We start from the raw sequence: 17,034 nt of genomic DNA, 5'->3' as shown, positions 1-17,034 counted from the left end.
AAGGGCCGGTACAGCACACCACTTCGATGGGCGCTTACGACCTATTCGCAGCACAAGCCTGCTCCAAGGCACTGCTGCCAAGCGCACACACAGCACATAATCACCAAACAGCCCATGCCCCCTGCGCTATGATCAGCCCCTAAGCCTTAGCGCCGAGTCAATTGCATGGAGCCTATGACCACCCCCAGCGCCACCCTGGACACCAGCTGCCAACCGGCCTGCCTGCGTATTACCGGTGACTGGACCCTGGCACACTACGCCAGCCTCAAGCGCGAGAGCGAGCGCCTGCGCACGCAGTGCGCTGCCAACACGATCGCCGACCTCAGCCAGCTGGGCCGCCTGGACACCGCCGGCGCTTCGCTGCTGGCCGAACTGCTAGGCGCCGAGCGCCTGTCGCGCTGTACCCACGCGCTGCCTGAAGCCAGCCAGGCGCTGCTGAAGAATGTCTACTGTTCAGTCCAGGATTACTGCATCCCGGTCAAGGAGCCCGAGCGCAATGTGCTGTTGCTGCTGCTGGAGCGTATCGGCCGCGCCGTCGGCACGCTGTGGCAGGACAGCATGCAACTGCTTGGTTTCGTCGGTGTGATTCTGGAAACCTTGCTGCGCCGCGCCTTCCAGCCACATCGCTGGCGCTTCACTCCTGTGGTGGCACATATTGAGCAGACCGGGCTGGACGCCGCGCCCATCGTGGCGTTGCTGACCTTTCTGGTGGGCGCCGTAGTCGCATTTCTCGGTGCCACGGTGTTGGCCGACTTCGGTGCGACCATTTTCACCGTCGACCTGGTTGCATTCTCGTTCCTGCGCGAGTTCGCCGTGCTGCTGACAGCCATTCTCATGGCCGGCCGCACTGCCAGCGCGTTCACCGCGCAGATCGGCTCGATGAAGGCCAACGAAGAAATTGACGCCATCCGCACGCTGGGCCTCAACCCCATGGAACTGCTGGTGGTGCCGCGGGTACTGGCCCTGCTGATTTCGCTGCCGTTGCTCACCTTTGTCGCGATGATCTGCGGCATCGTTGGCGGTGCGGTGGTATGCGCCCTGACACTGGATATTTCGCCGGCCATGTTCCTGTCGCTGCTGCAAAGCGACATTGGCGTGCAGCACTTCCTGGTAGGCCTGGCCAAGGCACCGTTCTTCGCCTTCCTGATCGCCGCCATCGGCTGCCTGGAAGGCTTCAAGGTCAGCGGCAGCGCCGAGTCGGTGGGGGCACACACCACCTCGGCAGTGGTGCAGTCGATTTTTGTGGTCATCGTGCTGGATGCGGTGGCAGCGCTGTTCTTCATGGAGATGGGCTGGTGAGTGGCCAGGATTGCGTAATCGAAGCCCGCGGCATCTGCAACCGCTTCGGCCGCCAGGTGGTACATGAAAACCTTGACCTTGACCTGTACCGCGGCGAAATCCTCGCCGTAGTAGGCGGCTCAGGCAGCGGCAAGTCGGTGCTTCTGCGCAGCATCATTGGCCTGCGCCGGCCCAATGAAGGGCAGATCAAGGTGTTCGGCCAGGACCTGACCGGCCTGCGCGAAGAACAGCGTTCACTGGTCGAGCGGCGCTTTGGCGTGCTGTTCCAGAAGGGGGCGCTGTTCTCTTCGCTGACGGTGACCGAAAACGTGGCCTTGCCGCTGATCGAGCACGCCGGGCTGTCGCGCAATGATGCCGAGCACTTGGCCGGGGTGAAATTGGCCCTTGCCGGGTTGCCGATCTCGGCTGCCGACAAGTACCCGGCCTCGTTGTCGGGGGGCATGATCAAGCGCGCAGCGCTGGCCCGCGCCCTGGCCCTGGACCCGGACATCCTGTTCCTCGACGAACCCACGGCTGGCCTGGACCCGATCGGTGCCGCGGCATTTGACCAGTTGATCCTTACCCTGCGCGATGCTCTGGGGCTGTCGGTGTTCCTGATCACCCACGACCTCGACACCCTGTACACCATCACCGACCGCATCGCGGTGCTGTCGCAAAAGAAAGTCCTGGTGGCCGGCCCGCTGGCCGAGGTCGAGAAGACCAACGACACCTGGATCCAAGAATACTTTCACGGCCCTCGCGGGCGCGCCGCCGAACAGGCTGCCACCCGTGCCGGGCAGGAGCGCTGAGCAATGGAAACCCGAGCCCATCACGTCCTCATCGGCCTGGTCACCGTTCTGGTGGTGGCCGGGGCCATGCTGTTCGGCCTGTGGCTGGCCAAGTCCAGTGTCGACGACGCCTTCAAGGATTACGAAGTAGTGTTCAACGAAGCCGTGTCTGGCCTTTCCCGAGGCAGCACGGTGCAGTACAACGGCATCAAGGTGGGCGACGTGTCGACCCTGCGTCTGGACCCGAAAGACCCGCGCCGGGTATTGGCACGGGTGCGCCTGAGCGCCGATACCCCGGTGAAGGAAGACACCCAGGCCAAGCTGACCCTGGCCGGCGTCACCGGCAACTCATTCATCCAGCTCAGTGGCGGCACGCCGCAAAGCCCCGAGCTTAAAGGCAAGGATGGCAAGCTGCCGGTGATCATCGCTTCGCCATCGCCAATCTCGCGCCTGCTCAACGACAGCAGCGACCTGGTGACCAACATCAACATGCTGCTCCATAACGCCAACCAGATGTTCTCTGAGGACAACATAGGCCACCTCAGCAACACGCTGGCCAACCTCGACAAGACCACCGGCGCCTTTGCCGGCCAGCACGGCAGCATCGCCGAGGCCATCGAACAGCTGGTAAAGGTGGGTAATCAGGCCAGCGCCACCCTGGCCGAAACCCAGGCGCTGATGCGCAATGCCAACGGCCTGCTGGGTAGCGAAGGCAAACAGGCGATCGGTAGCGCCGAACAGGCCATGCAGTCACTGGCCCAAAGCACGGCAACCATCAATAGCCTGCTCAAGAACAACAGCGAGGCTATCGGTGACGGCGCCCAGAGCCTGAACCAGCTCGCCCCGGCCATTCGTGAACTGCGCGAAACCCTTAACGCGCTCAAAGGCATTTCCCGGCAACTGGAGGCCGACCCGAGCGGCTACCTGCTTGGCCGCGACAACAACAAGGAGTTCCAGCCATGAATCTGTCGCTGCGCCTGCTGACCCTGGCGGCCTCGCTGAGCCTGGTCAGTGCCTGCTCGATCCTGCCGAAGAGCGAACCTGTGGACCTTTATCGCCTGCCGGTGAACCAGCCCAGCCGCACAGCGCCGCCGCTGGAGTGGTCATTGCGCCTGAACAAGCCGCTGGCCAGTGAAGTGTTGGCTGGGCCGCGCATTGCCGTCATTCCCCAAGGCGATGTGATAAGCAGCTACAAGGGCGCACGCTGGAGCGATGCGGCTCCGGTGCTGCTGCGCAACCGCCTGCTTGATGGATTCCAGCGTGACGGCCAAGTGCAGCGCCTGAGCGCTGACGACAGCAACCTGCAAGCCGACTACGAGCTGGCTGGCGAGCTGCAGGCGTTTCAGAGTGAGTACCGCCCGGGCGGGGCGGTGGAGGTGGTGATCCGCTACGATGCGCGTCTGGTTAAGGGGCGCGACCAGCGCATCCAGGCCAGCAAGCGCTTCGAAATTCGCCAGCCGCTTGCCGACAAGCAAGTGTCAGCGGTAGTCGCCGGCTTTGGTCAGGCCAGCGACCAGCTGGTGGGGCAGGTGGTGAGCTGGACCATCACCCAGGCCAATCAGGCACAACAGAAGCTTCAGGCAAAGAACCAGTAGCAGACGAAGATCGCCGCGACCACCCCTGAAAACTCGGCCAGCAGTGCGCAACCGACCGCATGGCGCACGCGCTGGATGCCCACGGCACCAAAGTACACGGCCAGTACGTAGAAGGTGGTTTCGGTGCTGCCCTGAATCGTCGCCGCCACCAAGGCAGGGAAACTGTCCACGCCTTGGGTCTGCATGGTCTCGATCAGCATTGCCCGCGCTGCGCTGCCAGAGAACGGCTTGACCAGCGCGGTGGGCAGGCCCTCGACGAAGCGCGTGTCCAGGCCCATCCAGTTCACCGCATGGCGGATACCGTCCAGGGCCAGCTCCAGGGCACCAGAGGCGCGCAGCACACCCACCGCCACCAGCATCGCCACCAGATAGGGCAGCAGGCTCTTGGCCACATCGAAGCCTTCCGTGGCGCCTTCGACAAAGGCTTCATACACCTTCACCCGTTTCAGGGCGCCCACCACCAGGAACAGCATGATCACGCCAAACAGCGTGAGGTTGCCCATCAGCGACGACAGGCTGGCCAGCGCGGCGGCCGACAGGGTGCCAAGAAAAGCCATGAAGCCTCCCAGCAGCAAAGCGCCGGGGATGAAGTAGGCAAGCACCACCGGGTCCCACAGACGCAAACGCTGCATCACTGCCACCGACAGCAGGCCTACCAGGGTCGAGACGCTGGTCGCTAGCAGGATTGGCAGAAACACCATGGTCGGGTCTGGTGCGCCTTGCTGCGCCCGGTACATGAAGACGGTTACCGGCAGCAGGGTCAGCGAAGAGGCGTTGAGCACCAGGAACAGGATCTGCGCGTTGCTCGCGGTGGTACTGCCGGGGTTCAGCTCCTGCAGCGCGCGCATGGCCTTCAGGCCAATCGGCGTAGCGGCGTTGTCGAGTCCCAGGCCGTTGGCGGCGAAGTTCATGGTAATCAGGCCCAGGGCCGGGTGGCCGGGCGGCACCTCCGGCATCAGGCGGGCGAACAGAGGGCCTAGCACCTTGGCCAGCCACTCGACGATACCGGCCTTCTCGGCGATCTTGAGAAAGCCCAGCCACAGTGTCAGCGTGCCGAACAGCAACACCATTACTTCGACCGACAGCTTGGCCATGGCGAAGATGCTTTCGACCATTGCAGCGAAGATGCCAGCGTTGCCACCTACCAGCCATTGGGCCATGGCGGACACCGCCGCCACCAGGAAAAAGCCGAGCCAAAGGCCGTTGAGCATCCGTATGTTCCCCCTGAAAAGTGCCCGAATAATAGCGTATCGCAGCCTGTGACTGGCGATCGCGAGCCTTTGTAGGCGCGGCTCAAGATCTCGCAGATAACAAAAAGCCCCGACAAGTCGGGGCTCTTGGTCAAACAGCCATCAGGCTCAGCGCTTGGCGGTTTCGCCAACCACTGCAGCTTCCTGCTTCTCGGCCAGCAGCGAGGCGTAGTACTGCTCGCCCTTGACCGCGTCGTACATGCCTTCCCAGCGAGCAATGACCAATGCAGCCAAGGCGTTGCCCACAACGTTCAGCGCAGTTCGGGCCATGTCCATGATGCGGTCCACGCCCGCGATGAAGGCCAGGCCTTCCAGCGGAATGCCCACGCTGCCCAAGGTGGCCAGCAGTACCACGAACGATACGCCCGGCACACCCGCGATACCTTTGGAAGTGACCATCAGGGTCAGTACCAGCAGCAGCTGCTGGCTCCACGACAGGTCGATACCGTACAACTGGGCAATGAAGATCGCCGCGATGCTCTGGTACAGGGTCGAACCGTCGAGGTTGAACGAATAGCCGGTCGGTACCACGAACGAGCAGATCGACTTCGGCGCGCCGTACTTCTCCATCTTCTCGATCACCCGCGGCAGCACGGTTTCCGAACTGGAGGTGGAGTAGGCCAGGATCAGCTCATCTTTCATGATGCGCATGATCTTGATCACCGAGAAGCCGAACAGGCGGGCAACCAGGCCCAGTACCATGAAGGCGAAGAAGGCGATGGCGAAGTACACCAGCACAACCAGCTTGGCCAGCGGCAGCAGCGAGCTGAAACCGAAGTTGGCCACGGTCACCGCAATCAGGGCGAACACGCCGATCGGGGCGTAGTTCATGATCATGTGGGTGACCTTGAACATGGTCTCCGAAACAGCCTGGAAGGTACGCACCAGCGGGTCACGCAGCTCTGCCTGCAGGCTCGACAGACCCAGGCCGAACATCACCGAGAAGAAGATGATCGGCAGCATTTCGCCACGCATCAGCGCTGCGAAGATGTTCGACGGAATCAGGTTGAGCAGGGTTTCGATGAACGCGTGCTCATGTTGCACTTCGGCCGCTGTCGCCTGGTACTTGGAGATGTCCACCGTGCCCAGGGTGCTCATGTCGATGCCGGCACCCGGATGGAACAAGTTGGCCAGCACCAGGCCTACGACGATGGCGATCGTGGTCACCACTTCGAAGTAGATGATGGTCTTCAGGCCGATGCTGCCCAGTTTCTTCGCGTCGCCAACACCGGCGATGCCCACGATCAGCGACGAAATCACGATCGGGACGACGATCATCTTGATCAGGCGGATGAAGATGTCACCAGCGGGCTGAAGGACGTTGCTGATCCACCATGCCTTTTCTGCACTGAAATGATTCAGTAGCGCGCCGATTGCAACACCCAGGACCAGACCGATGACGATCTGCCAGGCGAGGCTCAGTTTTGCCTTCTTCATGTCTTTACCCTTTGTTTTAGTGGTCATGGCACCTGGCGGAAACACGCGTAACAGCGCCATAGGCAAGGTCACGGGCAGTAGGGGCTTCCGTCAGGCGACGTCATGTAAGGACACCGCAGGCGAGCGACAGGGCGCTCTGGCCAGCGAAAAAGGCGGCAACTATTGCGACGGCAAGGGGCGAAAGCTAATGCCTGAAACGCATAGCCCATGCCGTTTATGCATACTGTTTTCGACCTAGCCGGCAGCTTCGCAAGTGCTTGATTTATAACATTCGGAATCCCGAACAAGACCAAACCGCCATATTTCGGCAGATTTGGCGGGACAGATAGGACACGAAAGATGGCCTGTTCGACAATCCGAATGGCGGAAATGCCACTTGTAGCAGCACCAGGAAGGTCGAAAAAAATTTGATGTACGGTCGAGACAAAATGTGTCCCAAGGGAAAAACGCGCAAGGGAGGCGACGTTTCCTACATGGCTCCTCGGAAGTCAGGTCTGGCAAGGCATCCCTGTGACACCGCCGACCTGAGACTTCCGATTCCGCCTTTCCTGACCCGGCCCATTACTGGAGGCACTCCCTGTACCCCTAGGCCACTCCGATCCTGAAACAATCAGAGCAGCCCGACCCCTTGGTCATGTGCTACCCCTCCTCGGGGCGGCGCATCATAGAAGGCTGAACTATAGAAAGCTTCAGCTTCTATTACGTGACAGTGAGTGACCTTTCATCCGTACCGGCAACAATGCTCAGTACCAGTTCGGGTCACGCTTGAGCTGCTCCTGCAGCATTGCCTTCATGCCGTCGTCAGGTTCGCCCAGCCAGCGGTACTGCGCATGACGGGTAGGCGACTTGTCGCTCGGCAAACCTTCGGGCACCTCGACGAGCATCCCGTAGGCATCATCCTTGTCCCAACTGAACGCCACGATCAGCCGCTTGTAGGTGCAATTGTCCTGTTTTTCGCACAGCGGGCCGACCAGGTACTTGTCGCCGTCTTCCGTAACGGCAGACATCTGCTGCTGGGCACTGCCGGTCAGATTGACCACCCAATCGGGCAGGCGTTCCTCGCCTTCGAGGGTGTCCTGCCAGGTTTCCCGGTACTCCGGGTCCGAGCCGAGCAGTTGGTCGACCCGAACCTGGCCGTCATTGGCCGCCATGGCCGCCGCGCTGCCGCCCAGCAACAGGGCGGCGACCACGGCTGAACGAAGCTTCCTGCTCATCTTCAACCTCGTCCGCGTCCAAAGAAGAAGGAGGCTACAAACAACACCAGGAAGACAATGAACAGGATCTTGGCGATACCTGTAGCAGCGCCCGCGATACCACCGAAGCCCAATACGGCGGCGACAATGGCGATGATGAGGAAAGTGATAGCCCAACTCAGCATGGTAGTTCTCCTTTCTTTTTGCGGAATCGATCCGGCCGCCTGGTCAGAAAACCCAGCGTTCCTGGGGAACAACTTTTTCCACAGTGGCCGGTGAGGCAATGGCCTGGCCAGCGGGCTGCCAGTCGGCGGCCTTGACCAAGGTGTTGGCACGAGTGGCCTGAATCTGCGTCAACAGGGCAGTCTGAGCCGCCACCTGCTCAGCCAGACGCGCCGTCTGCAAGCTGTAGTAGAAGAGGCCAGCGGCCAAGGTCAGCAGCATCGCCATGCCGAGTGTCAGCATCTGGCGCAAAGGCAGTGCGGCGCTCTGCGAGCGGTTGACGGATTGGCGGTTCATGCTGGCTCTCCTGCTGTAATTTTTGTTCAACCTGAACAGGTAATTGCAGCCTGCATGCCAGCCTTTTGATTTAAATAAAATCTTTATAAATCAATGACTTAACCAATACACGAATGCATCGTGAGGACGTATCCTGCACGATGGCGCCTGTACGGTCGTGCGAATTGCACGATCAGCCTTCAACCTTGGTCGCCACCTTCAGCAGGTCAGCATCCACGCCCCGTACGCCGATGATCTGCCGGGCGATCTCCACGGCGATGGTTTTCTGCTCCGCGCTAACCACTTCGCCCGAAAGCCGAACCATGCCTGCTTCGCTGGCCACCTTCAGGTTCAGGCCATCGAGGTTGCGACTGAAGCGATAGCTGCTCTGGATCTTGTCGACGATCCAGCTGTCGCTTGGCTGCAGCCCGGTTGGCGCACCCGCTGGTGTTTCCCGCGCTTTGGCCATGGCAGCGGTATCGAGGCTGACCAGGTTGTTGACCAGGTACACGCCGTCGGTGGTACGCGCTACCACGCCCGCCAGCTCCTTGGCTTCGGCACTGTCGACCTTGCCACGCAACGTCACCACACCCTCGCTGCTCTGTACTTCTATAGGTGCCTTTTCGGTGGTACGGCTCCACAACAGCCGAGCACGGATCACCGCCGCCAGGGTCACATCCTCCAGGCGCTGGGCGTAGGCACGCAGCTCCAGTGGACGCTCCACCAGTTGGGTATTGAGCTGCAGCAGGTTCTCCACCTGTTCGATGCCCCGGGTAGCACGGGCCACGTCCTCGGCCAGCTGCCGCTCGACCTCGTTCTCCACCTCACCGGAAAGCCGCGCCTGCTTGCCGTCCACTTCAACCTTGATACGAAATGAATCAAGCATGCGGTTCAGTGACAAAGCGGTTTGCAGGGCGCCTTCCAGGCGCGCGTCCTGCACAGGGTCGGCGAATGCGGGGGTAAAGATTGGCAGCAGGGTGGCGGCCAAAACGGCTGTACGCAGGGAAAAGGGCATGACAGCGCCTCCTTCGTGGGCAAAATCTGAAAATCATCGCAACCAATGTGCCAGCGCGTGCCTCTAAGCAAATCATTGAAGAATCACGGCTTGTAGACATCGTTTGGCCACTGGCTAGCATGCAAAGGACAGAATCCTTCAGAATTGACCATGCAACTTGCCCGATTTTTCCCACACTAAATAAAGATCTTTCCCTAAGGAGCACAGGAAATGGAATCAGCCCAGGACAACCAAGGCCGAATTCTGCTGGTGGATGACGAGTCCGCGATCCTGCGCACGTTCCGCTACTGCCTCGAAGACGAGGGCTACAGCGTGGCCACGGCCAACAGCGCCGCCCAGGCAGAAACCCTGCTGCAGCGCCAGGTGTTCGACCTATGCTTCCTCGATTTGCGCCTGGGGGAAGACAACGGCCTCGACGTGCTGGCACAGATGCGTATCCAGGCCCCGTGGATGCGGGTGGTGATCGTCACCGCGCACTCGGCGATCGACACCGCAGTAGATGCCATCCAGGCCGGCGCTGCCGACTACTTGGTCAAGCCATGCAGCCCCGACCAGTTGCGCCTGGCCACTGCCAAGCAACTGGAGGTGCGCCAGCTTTCTGCGCGCCTGGAAGCGCTGGAAGGTGAAATACGCAAACCCAAGGACGGCCTCGACTCCCATAGCCCGGCCATGATGGCGGTGCTTGAAACCGCCCGCCAAGTCGCCATCACTGACGCCAACATCCTCATCCTTGGCGAATCTGGTACCGGCAAGGGCGAGCTGGCACGGGCCATCCATGGTTGGAGCAAGCGTGCACGCAAAGCCTGCGTGACCATCAACTGCCCGTCGCTTAACGCCGAGCTGATGGAAAGCGAGCTATTCGGCCACACCCGCGGCGCCTTCACCGGCGCCAGCGAAAGCACCCTGGGGCGGGTCAGCCAGGCTGACGGGGGCACGCTATTCCTCGACGAGATCGGCGATTTCCCGCTGACCTTGCAGCCCAAACTGTTGCGTTTCATCCAGGACAAGGAATATGAACGCGTCGGCGACCCGGTTACCCGGCGTGCCGATGTACGTATCCTGGCTGCCACCAACCTCAACCTTGAAGAGATGGTGCGCGAAAGCCGCTTTCGCGAAGACCTGCTGTATCGCTTGAACGTGATTACCCTGCACCTGCCCCCGCTGCGCGAGCGCAGTGAAGACATCCTTATACTGGCCGACCGCTTCCTTGCCCGCTTCGTCAAGGAATACTCCCGCCCCGCCCGCGGTTTCAGTGACGAGGCGCGCACCGCCCTGCTCAACTACCGCTGGCCTGGCAACATTCGCGAACTGCGCAACGTAGTGGAACGGGCCAGCATCATCTGCCCGCAGGAGCGCGTGGAAATCAGCCATCTGGGCATGGGTGAACAACCCGCCGGCAATGCGCCACGCGTAGGTGCCGCGCTTAGCCTGGATGAACTGGAACGTGCCCATATCGGTGCCGTACTGGCCGCCAGTGATACCCTCGACCAAGCCGCCAAGACCTTGGGCATCGATGCTTCTACCCTGTACCGCAAGCGCAAGCAGTACAACCTATGAAATGGCCGCCCATGAAGCTGCGTACGCGGCTTTTCCTCAGCATCTCGACGCTCGTCACCGTGGCGTTGCTGGGGCTGCTGCTGGGTCTGGTCAGCATGCTGCAGATGGCTACAGTGCAACAGCAACTGGTGCGCGATACCACCCATGTCCTGGAAGTGGGGCTGAAGTTGCGCCAGAACCTGGGCGAACAGCTGATGCTGATTCTCGATGAAGACACCGCCCCGGAAAGCCTGCGGCTGCTGCAGGAAAACTTCCAGGACCTGCTCAACCAAGGGCTGGAGCAAGGCGGTGAGCGCACCGGTTTCAGCAAGGCCAGCAGCAACTACCAGGCCTTCCTCCAGACCTATCGCGACAGCGCCACACCCGCTCGCAGCATGGGTGCCGATCAGCCGCTTGGGGCCGCGTTCAATCAGGTGCGCACCGACCTCATCGATTCTCACAAGCAGGCATTGGACCTGATTACCCGTAGCGAGGAGCGCACCCGTGACCGCGCCTTGCTGGTCAGTGGTGTACTCGGCCTGATGGGGTTGGTGGTGTTGGTACTGGGCTTTATCACCGCGCACAACATCGCCCGGCGTTTCGGCCAGCCGATCGAAGCCTTGGCCAAGGCGGCCGACCAGCTAGGCAAGGGCAATTTCGACGTTACGTTGCCGGTTACCCAGGCCGCCGAGCTTAACCAGCTGACCCGCCGTTTTGGTCTGATGGCCGATGCCTTGCGCAAGCACCAGGCCACCAACGTCGACGAGCTGCTGGCCGGCCAGCAGCGTTTACAGGCCGTACTCGACAGCATCGACGACGGCCTGCTGATCATCGACCGCCAGGGCCGCCTCGAGCACCTCAACCCGGTGGCGCAGCGCCAGCTGGGCTGGAACGATAGCCGCGTGGGCAGCAGCCTGGTCGAAGCCCTGCAGCGACCCGAGCTTGAGCAACAACTGCGCCAGGTTCTGCGCGGGGGCAGCCTCGACCGCCCACCAGACGACCTGAACATGGAGGTCGATGAAGAATCACGTCTGCTCACCTACAGCCTGACCCCGGTCAGCCACCCGCAGGGACCAATCCTCGGCGCGGTGATGGTGCTGCACGATGTGACCGAGCAAAGGGCCTTCGAGCGGGTGCGCAGCGAATTCGTGCTGCGCGCCTCCCACGAACTGCGTACCCCGGTGACCGGCATGCACATGGCCTTCGGCCTGCTGCGCGAGCGGGTCAAGTTCCCGCCCGAAGCCCGCGAGAACGACCTGCTGGAAACCATCGGCGAAGAAATGCAGCGTCTTACCCAACTGATCAACGACCTGCTCAACTTCTCCCGTTATCAGAGCGGTTTGCAAAAGCTCGAGCTGGCCCCCTGTGCCATCGACGACCTGCTGGAGCACGCGCAATCGCGCTTTGCCGAACAGGCCGCGCACAAGCAGATCGAGTTGATCAAGGAACTGGACCCGCCGCTACCGCGCATCCAGGCCGACGTCGCCCAGTTGGACCGGGTGCTGGACAACCTGCTGCACAACGCCATCCGCCATACCGCCAACGGCGGGCGCATCCGCCTGCATGCCAGACGGCATGCAGAACGGGTGATCATCAGCGTCGAGGACAACGGAGAGGGCATTTCCTATGGGCAACAAGCGCGCATCTTCGAGCCTTTCGTGCAAGTAGGTCGCAAGAAAGGCGGCGCTGGGCTGGGGCTCGCGCTGTGCAAGGAAATTGTGCAGCTGCACGGAGGGCGCATGGGCGTGTTTTCCCGACCGGGGCAGGGGACCCAGTTCTACATGGCGTTGCCGGTCTGATTGCTTCAACGCGCCTACACCCGCCGCGGCAGGTGCCCACGAGTCACCAACTCGGCAAACTGCCGGGCGTTCAGCGGCCGGGCAAACAACCAGCCCTGGCCATAATTGACCCCCTCGCTGTTCAGCAGCACTGCCTGGTCCTCGAACTCGATACCTTCGGCAATTACCCGCAAGTGCAAGTCATGGGCCATGCGGATGATATGCGGGGCCACGCCGCTACTGGCGGCATCGTGGCCCAGAGCGTCGATGAATGCCTTGTCGATCTTCAGGCAGTCCACCGGCAGGGTTTGCAGGTAGGCCAGGCTGCAATAACCGGTACCAAAGTCGTCGATCAGCACCTGGTGCCCCACGGCGCGTAGCGCCTGCAGATTGTCACGGGCGACCACCACGTCGATCAGGCCGCGCTCGGTCACCTCGAAGGCAATCTGGCTGGGCGCCACTCGATGCAAGGCCAACAAGCGCGCCGCCACCCGGCCAATACGTGGCACCATCACATCGCAGGCCGCCAGGTTTATCGATATGTATAGCTTGGGGTGCGAGCGCAGTAGCTGACCTAGCTGTTCAAGCACACGCTGCAGGACAAAGTCGGTGATCTGGCGAATCTGCCCGGTATTCTCCGCCAGCGGAATGAAAAGGTCCGGGCTGGTCAGGGTGCCGTCCGGGCGGCGCCAGCGCACCAAGGCCTCGGCGCCCACACAGCGCCGGCTGTCGAGCTCGATGATTGGCTGGTAGAGCACCTGCAGCTCTCCACGACGCAAGGCATTCTGCAACTCTGAACTCATCGACCGTCGTTGCAGAATCAACTGCAGTACCAACCAACCGATGCAGCAGGCCGCCAGCACGCTGCCGGGGAACAGCAACCAGAGCATGCCGTTCATCTTCAGCGGCAGACTGGCCCTCGGGGCAATCAGCACCAACTGGTAATCCGGCGACTTGGTCGGCATTCGGTAGATCAGCCGATCACTGAGTTCCAGCAGCGACTTGTGGCTGGTCGACCAGGCCGAGGGCGGTGGCCATACCTGTGGCGGGCCGAGCACCGGAATGGCCCGGGCGCCGTTGTCCAGCACCACCACCAGGCTGCCACCTGGGGGCAGGTCCACCACATCGGTCAAATGCCCACGGGAGGTGGAAACCAGAAACTTGCCCCGGCCCAGCATCAGTGCTGCCAGGTTCTCGTTCGGCTCGGTGGTGGTGTTAAGCCAGTAGCTGTACGTCGGCCCCTGGATATCTGGCGCCCGCAAGGGAACGAACGCTCGCTCATCACCGCGGTTGGAGCAGGCAACATTGCCATCTACATAAGCAGCTTCATAGATGAACCGCGAGTTCAGGCCAACCTGCTGCAAGGCTGCCAGCATTGCCGGGCTGCAGCCGCGCAAGGGTTGGGCCTGCAGCAGGTCGACCCCTTCGCGCAATTGGCCGAACACCTGTTCTAGCCGTTCCAGAAAACGCTCGCCCTGGGCATTCATCTGTTCGCTTTCGCTTTGCTTCATTTGTTGCAGGGCAATGCCAATGCTGGCAGAGAGCAACACCGCGGCGCTGGCCAGCGCTGCCAAAGTGGCCAGCATCCAGGGACGGTAAAAAATTTGGCGCAGCAAGGCAATGAAGGCTGACATCGAAGGCATCCAGTTGATAACCAAGGTATAGCAACGGAATCAATAATCACCCTCACCGTTTGGCGCTTCGCTGCAATCCAGCCACGCTCTTTGTAGAAGCAGCCTTGTGGCTGCGATGAGACCGTTAAAGTCGATACAACCGCGTCGACCCAACTCGCCTCTTCGCAGCGCAAGGCTTGCAACAAGGCCCCCGCCCGCCGTGACTCAACGCATGCGGTTAAGTACCTGCAGCATCGCTGCTGTCTGCGCATCCGGCATGCCGTCGAAGCGCTGCGGGCGGAAGCGCATCTGGAAGGCGGCGATCACATGACGTGTGGCAACATCCAGCACGCCGGTCTGCTCGATCTGATAGCCAAACCGTGCCAGCTCCTGCTGGTACCAGCCAACGCTTGGCGGGTTGACGCTGAAGTAGGCTTGCTGCCGTGCCACGGCGTTGGCATCCGGCCAGATACCCAGCCCGGCGTCGGCCAGGCGCTTCCACGGGAACAATGGCCCCGGGTCCAGCTTGCGCAGCGGAGCGATGTCACTGTGGCCGATGATATGGCGTGGTTCGATGTTGTTGCGTTTGACAATGTCCTTGAGCAGCGCGATCAGCGACTGGATCTGCGCCTCGCTGTAAGGGTGCCAGACCCGGCCGTTCGGGGTGTCGGTAAAGCCCGGGTTGACGATCTCGATACCAATGGACGAGGAGTTCAGCCAGGTGCGCCCCTGCCACTGGCTATCACCGGCATGCCAGGCACGACGGTTTTCATCCACCAGCTGATACACCGTTGCCGGGCCATCGCCGATCAGGTAATGGCTGCTGACCTCACCCTGGGTAAGCAGCGCCAGCGAGCGCTCCAGCGAAGCATTGGTGTAATGCAGGACAACGAACTGGATGCGGTTGTCCTGATTGGCCGAAGGGTGACTGCGGTCGATGCGCAGGCCCGTCGAGCAACCGGCGACAGACAACAGCAAAAAGGAAATCAGGGTTTTTTTAAGCGTGGAAAGCACGTCAGTGGCCTCAGCGTATGAGCGCTACAGTATAACGTGCTCACCTGCGCTGTGCCTGCCGAGGAAACGGTGGCTGGCTAACCATGCTCGACGCGATTACGCCCCTGCTCCTTTGCCCGGTACAGCGCTGCATCGGCCCGTTTGAGCACCTGGTCGCTGCGTTCGCCAGAACGGAATGCACCCAGGCCGATGGAGGTGGTGATCACCACCCGTTCACCCTTGAAGTGGAATGGGCAGGCTTCGACTGTGGCGCGCAACACCTCGGCCATTTGCGCAGCGACTGCGGGCGTAGTCTGCGGCAGCAGCAAGACGAATTCCTCGCCGCCAAAACGGGCGATGAAATCCCGGCCCCGCAGACGCTTGCGCAACTGGTCGGCCACGATCTTGAGGACCTTGTCCCCAGCCAGATGACCATAGTTGTCGTTGATGCGTTTGAAATGGTCCAGGTCAAGAATCGCCATCGCCAGATGGCCGCCGTTTTCCTGCCAGTCAAGCATTTCGCGTTCGACTTGCTCGCTCCAGGCCGCACGGTTGGGCAGGCCGGTGAGCGGGTCCAGCAGCGCTTTCTGGCGCTGTTCTTCCAGGTGCTCGCGATAGCCAAGCGCCTCATGCTCCATGCTCGCCACCCGCTCCGACAAGCCTTGCAGGCGACCGGCCAGTTCCTGCTCGCGGCGATCACGCTCGTGCTTGTGCTCGTCCATGGTCATCAGCAAGCCTTCCAGGCGGTTTTCCAGAATGTGCTTGAGGCTGTCTACATCGGCGGCACCTTGCACGCTGCTCTGCAGGCCGTCGACGTGCTCACGCAGTTGGCTATCCAGCTCGCGGGCAGCGGTGCTGTTGTCCGCGTGACCGGCGCTGGCCTCGTGCAGGTGGCTCTGGAAACCTTCCAGGCGTTCATTGAGCTGCTGCAGGTAGGTTTCGAATTCGTGCTGGCCGCTGTCGGTGATCGCCAGCATGAGTACTGCCAAGTCATCCAGCACCGGGATCAGCTCATACCAGTTCAAGCCGCGAGCAACCCGCTCGCGCATTTCCAGCGCCTGAGCCTTGTGTCGCTCGGGCAGGCTGAGGTCATCGAGCAGACCGATCAGGGTCTGCTCGATGTGCGCGGCAACCTGGCTGTAAGGCGGCTCCACTGCGTAGGGCAGGGCATAGGGGCCGTCTTCACCAAAGGTTTCTTCAAGGGCTTGTAAGGGTTCTGCCTCAGCCAACGGCTCGCTGGCGGAAACTGCAGCTTCCGGCAATGGCGCCTTGTCCTTTGGCAACGGGGCTGGCGCCATTTCCGCCGTTTCGATCAGCGCCGGGCCAAATGCCTCCAGCTCAAGCTCGGGCGCTTCGGCCACCTCGGCAGTCGGAGCAGCAGGGGCCGGCAACGGTTGTAGCGCATCGACATCATCGGGCCGCGAGGGCTCGGCACTGCCGGCTGCCTGGGGCACAACCTCGGCAGCAGGCAACGCCACCGGCGCAAGCTCTGCTCCTGCCTGTGCATCTTCCTCACGGCTTCCGAACAACCGCTGCAGAAACCCGGGTCGGGCTTCTTCACCCGGCTTGCCAAGGGCCGAAAGCGCGCGCCCCTGCAAGCCGCTCAACTCGCCCAACAGCGGCGGCAGCTCGCGTGACTGGGCAACCCCGCCGTCGAGCTTCTTCGCCAGTTTTTTCAATGGCCGCGAGATTTCACTGGGCAGGGGCAGGCCTTGCAGTTGGCCAACCAGTGCGGTCAGCGCATCGCTGACTTGGTTCATGCGGGTTTCGCGACGCTGTTCGGAATCCAGTACCGCTTTCTCAAGGCGCGGAATCAAGCCGGCGAGGCCGGCGTCCATGTTGTCGCTGCGAATGACATCGCGCATTTCCTTCATGCACTCGTCTACCACCTTGTCACTGCCTTCAGCAGCCAGGGTGCTGCGCACCAGGCCTCGACGCAGCAGGTCAAGACGGGCATCCCAACGGCGTTCGAGCTTTTCTTGCTGCTCGATGCTTTTAAGGTATTTTTCTTTCCAGCGCTCAGCGTCTTCAGTCATGCCCGGGTCCGCAAACGGTGATGG

General features: G+C 61.6%; 15 protein-coding genes. 6 read left to right on the top strand and 9 right to left on the bottom strand.

Annotated elements, in window-relative coordinates; all coding sequences use genetic code 11:
• Positions 1-165 precede the first annotated feature (165 nt).
• From ACZ889_RS04515 to ACZ889_RS04500, 4 genes are read left to right on the top strand one after another with little or no spacing between them, the layout of a single operon-like run.
• On the top strand, positions 166-1,299 hold the full coding sequence (locus ACZ889_RS04515) for an ABC transporter permease (RefSeq protein ID WP_180689030.1): 1,134 nt from the start codon (positions 166-168) through the stop codon (positions 1,297-1,299).
• On the top strand, positions 1,296-2,087 hold the full coding sequence (locus ACZ889_RS04510) for an ABC transporter ATP-binding protein (RefSeq protein WP_003252949.1): 792 nt from the start codon (positions 1,296-1,298) through the stop codon (positions 2,085-2,087). The genes ACZ889_RS04515 and ACZ889_RS04510 overlap by 4 nt, the downstream gene beginning before the upstream one ends.
• A gap of 3 nt (positions 2,088-2,090) precedes the next feature.
• On the top strand, positions 2,091-3,029 hold the full coding sequence (locus tag ACZ889_RS04505; RefSeq protein WP_014754976.1) for an MlaD family protein: 939 nt from the start codon (positions 2,091-2,093) through the stop codon (positions 3,027-3,029).
• Positions 3,026-3,661, top strand: coding sequence for an ABC-type transport auxiliary lipoprotein family protein (locus ACZ889_RS04500; protein WP_476257198.1), 636 nt, complete (start codon positions 3,026-3,028; stop codon positions 3,659-3,661). The genes ACZ889_RS04505 and ACZ889_RS04500 overlap by 4 nt, the downstream gene beginning before the upstream one ends.
• On the opposite strand, the gene ACZ889_RS04495 is transcribed toward ACZ889_RS04500, so the two are convergent.
• The 6 genes from ACZ889_RS04495 to ACZ889_RS04470 all read right to left on the bottom strand — a co-directional run bounded on the left by ACZ889_RS04495 (position 3,643) and on the right by ACZ889_RS04470 (position 9,054).
• A complete protein-coding gene (locus tag ACZ889_RS04495) occupies positions 3,643-4,872 on the bottom strand; it encodes a nucleoside recognition domain-containing protein (RefSeq protein ID WP_014754974.1) in 1,230 nt (409 codons plus the stop codon). The genes ACZ889_RS04500 and ACZ889_RS04495 overlap by 19 nt on opposite strands.
• Before the next feature lie 147 nt (positions 4,873-5,019).
• The gene (gltP, locus tag ACZ889_RS04490) at positions 5,020-6,348 is read right to left on the bottom strand and encodes a glutamate/aspartate:proton symporter GltP (protein WP_128573840.1); all 1,329 of its coding nucleotides are present in this window, start codon (positions 6,346-6,348) and stop codon (positions 5,020-5,022) included.
• Between the two features lie 743 nt (positions 6,349-7,091).
• Positions 7,092-7,562 (bottom strand): inhibitor of vertebrate lysozyme family protein, encoded by a 471-nt coding sequence (locus ACZ889_RS04485; protein WP_014861521.1) that lies wholly within the window; start codon positions 7,560-7,562, stop codon positions 7,092-7,094.
• 2 nt (positions 7,563-7,564) lie between these two features.
• The gene (locus ACZ889_RS04480; RefSeq protein WP_003252966.1) at positions 7,565-7,726 is read right to left on the bottom strand and encodes a DUF1328 domain-containing protein; all 162 of its coding nucleotides are present in this window, start codon (positions 7,724-7,726) and stop codon (positions 7,565-7,567) included.
• 43 nt (positions 7,727-7,769) lie between these two features.
• Positions 7,770-8,060 carry a hypothetical protein gene (locus ACZ889_RS04475; RefSeq protein ID WP_003252968.1) on the bottom strand — a complete coding sequence of 97 codons (291 nt, stop codon included), beginning with the start codon at positions 8,058-8,060 and terminating at the stop codon, positions 7,770-7,772.
• Between the two features lie 172 nt (positions 8,061-8,232).
• Positions 8,233-9,054, bottom strand: coding sequence for a BON domain-containing protein (locus ACZ889_RS04470; protein ID WP_180689032.1), 822 nt, complete (start codon positions 9,052-9,054; stop codon positions 8,233-8,235).
• A gap of 210 nt (positions 9,055-9,264) precedes the next feature.
• On the opposite strand from ACZ889_RS04470, the gene algB reads away from it, so the two are divergent.
• The gene (gene algB, locus ACZ889_RS04465; RefSeq protein WP_014589262.1) at positions 9,265-10,611 is read left to right on the top strand and encodes a sigma-54-dependent response regulator transcription factor AlgB; all 1,347 of its coding nucleotides are present in this window, start codon (positions 9,265-9,267) and stop codon (positions 10,609-10,611) included.
• Positions 10,608-12,389 carry a KinB sensor domain-containing domain gene (locus ACZ889_RS04460; RefSeq protein ID WP_180689033.1) on the top strand — a complete coding sequence of 594 codons (1,782 nt, stop codon included), beginning with the start codon at positions 10,608-10,610 and terminating at the stop codon, positions 12,387-12,389. Before algB ends, ACZ889_RS04460 begins: the two co-directional genes overlap by 4 nt.
• A gap of 14 nt (positions 12,390-12,403) precedes the next feature.
• Here ACZ889_RS04460 and ACZ889_RS04455 read toward each other — a convergent pair whose 3' ends face one another.
• The 3 genes from ACZ889_RS04455 to ACZ889_RS04445 all read right to left on the bottom strand — a co-directional run bounded on the left by ACZ889_RS04455 (position 12,404) and on the right by ACZ889_RS04445 (position 17,010).
• Complete coding sequence (locus ACZ889_RS04455) at positions 12,404-14,002, bottom strand: EAL domain-containing protein (RefSeq protein ID WP_019437393.1); 1,599 nt, start codon at positions 14,000-14,002, stop codon at positions 12,404-12,406.
• A 204-nt stretch (positions 14,003-14,206) separates the two neighbouring features.
• Positions 14,207-14,995, bottom strand: coding sequence for an N-acetylmuramoyl-L-alanine amidase (locus ACZ889_RS04450; RefSeq protein ID WP_011953154.1), 789 nt, complete (start codon positions 14,993-14,995; stop codon positions 14,207-14,209).
• Positions 14,996-15,072: 77 nt separating this feature from the next.
• Positions 15,073-17,010 carry a GGDEF domain-containing protein gene (locus ACZ889_RS04445; RefSeq protein ID WP_180689034.1) on the bottom strand — a complete coding sequence of 646 codons (1,938 nt, stop codon included), beginning with the start codon at positions 17,008-17,010 and terminating at the stop codon, positions 15,073-15,075.
• Positions 17,011-17,034: the final 24 nt, after the last annotated feature.

The sequence above is a fragment of the Pseudomonas sp. TE3895 genome (genome assembly GCF_056278855.1).
Note: the sequence above shows the minus strand (reverse complement) of the source record. Positions and strands in the feature narration are given on the sequence as shown.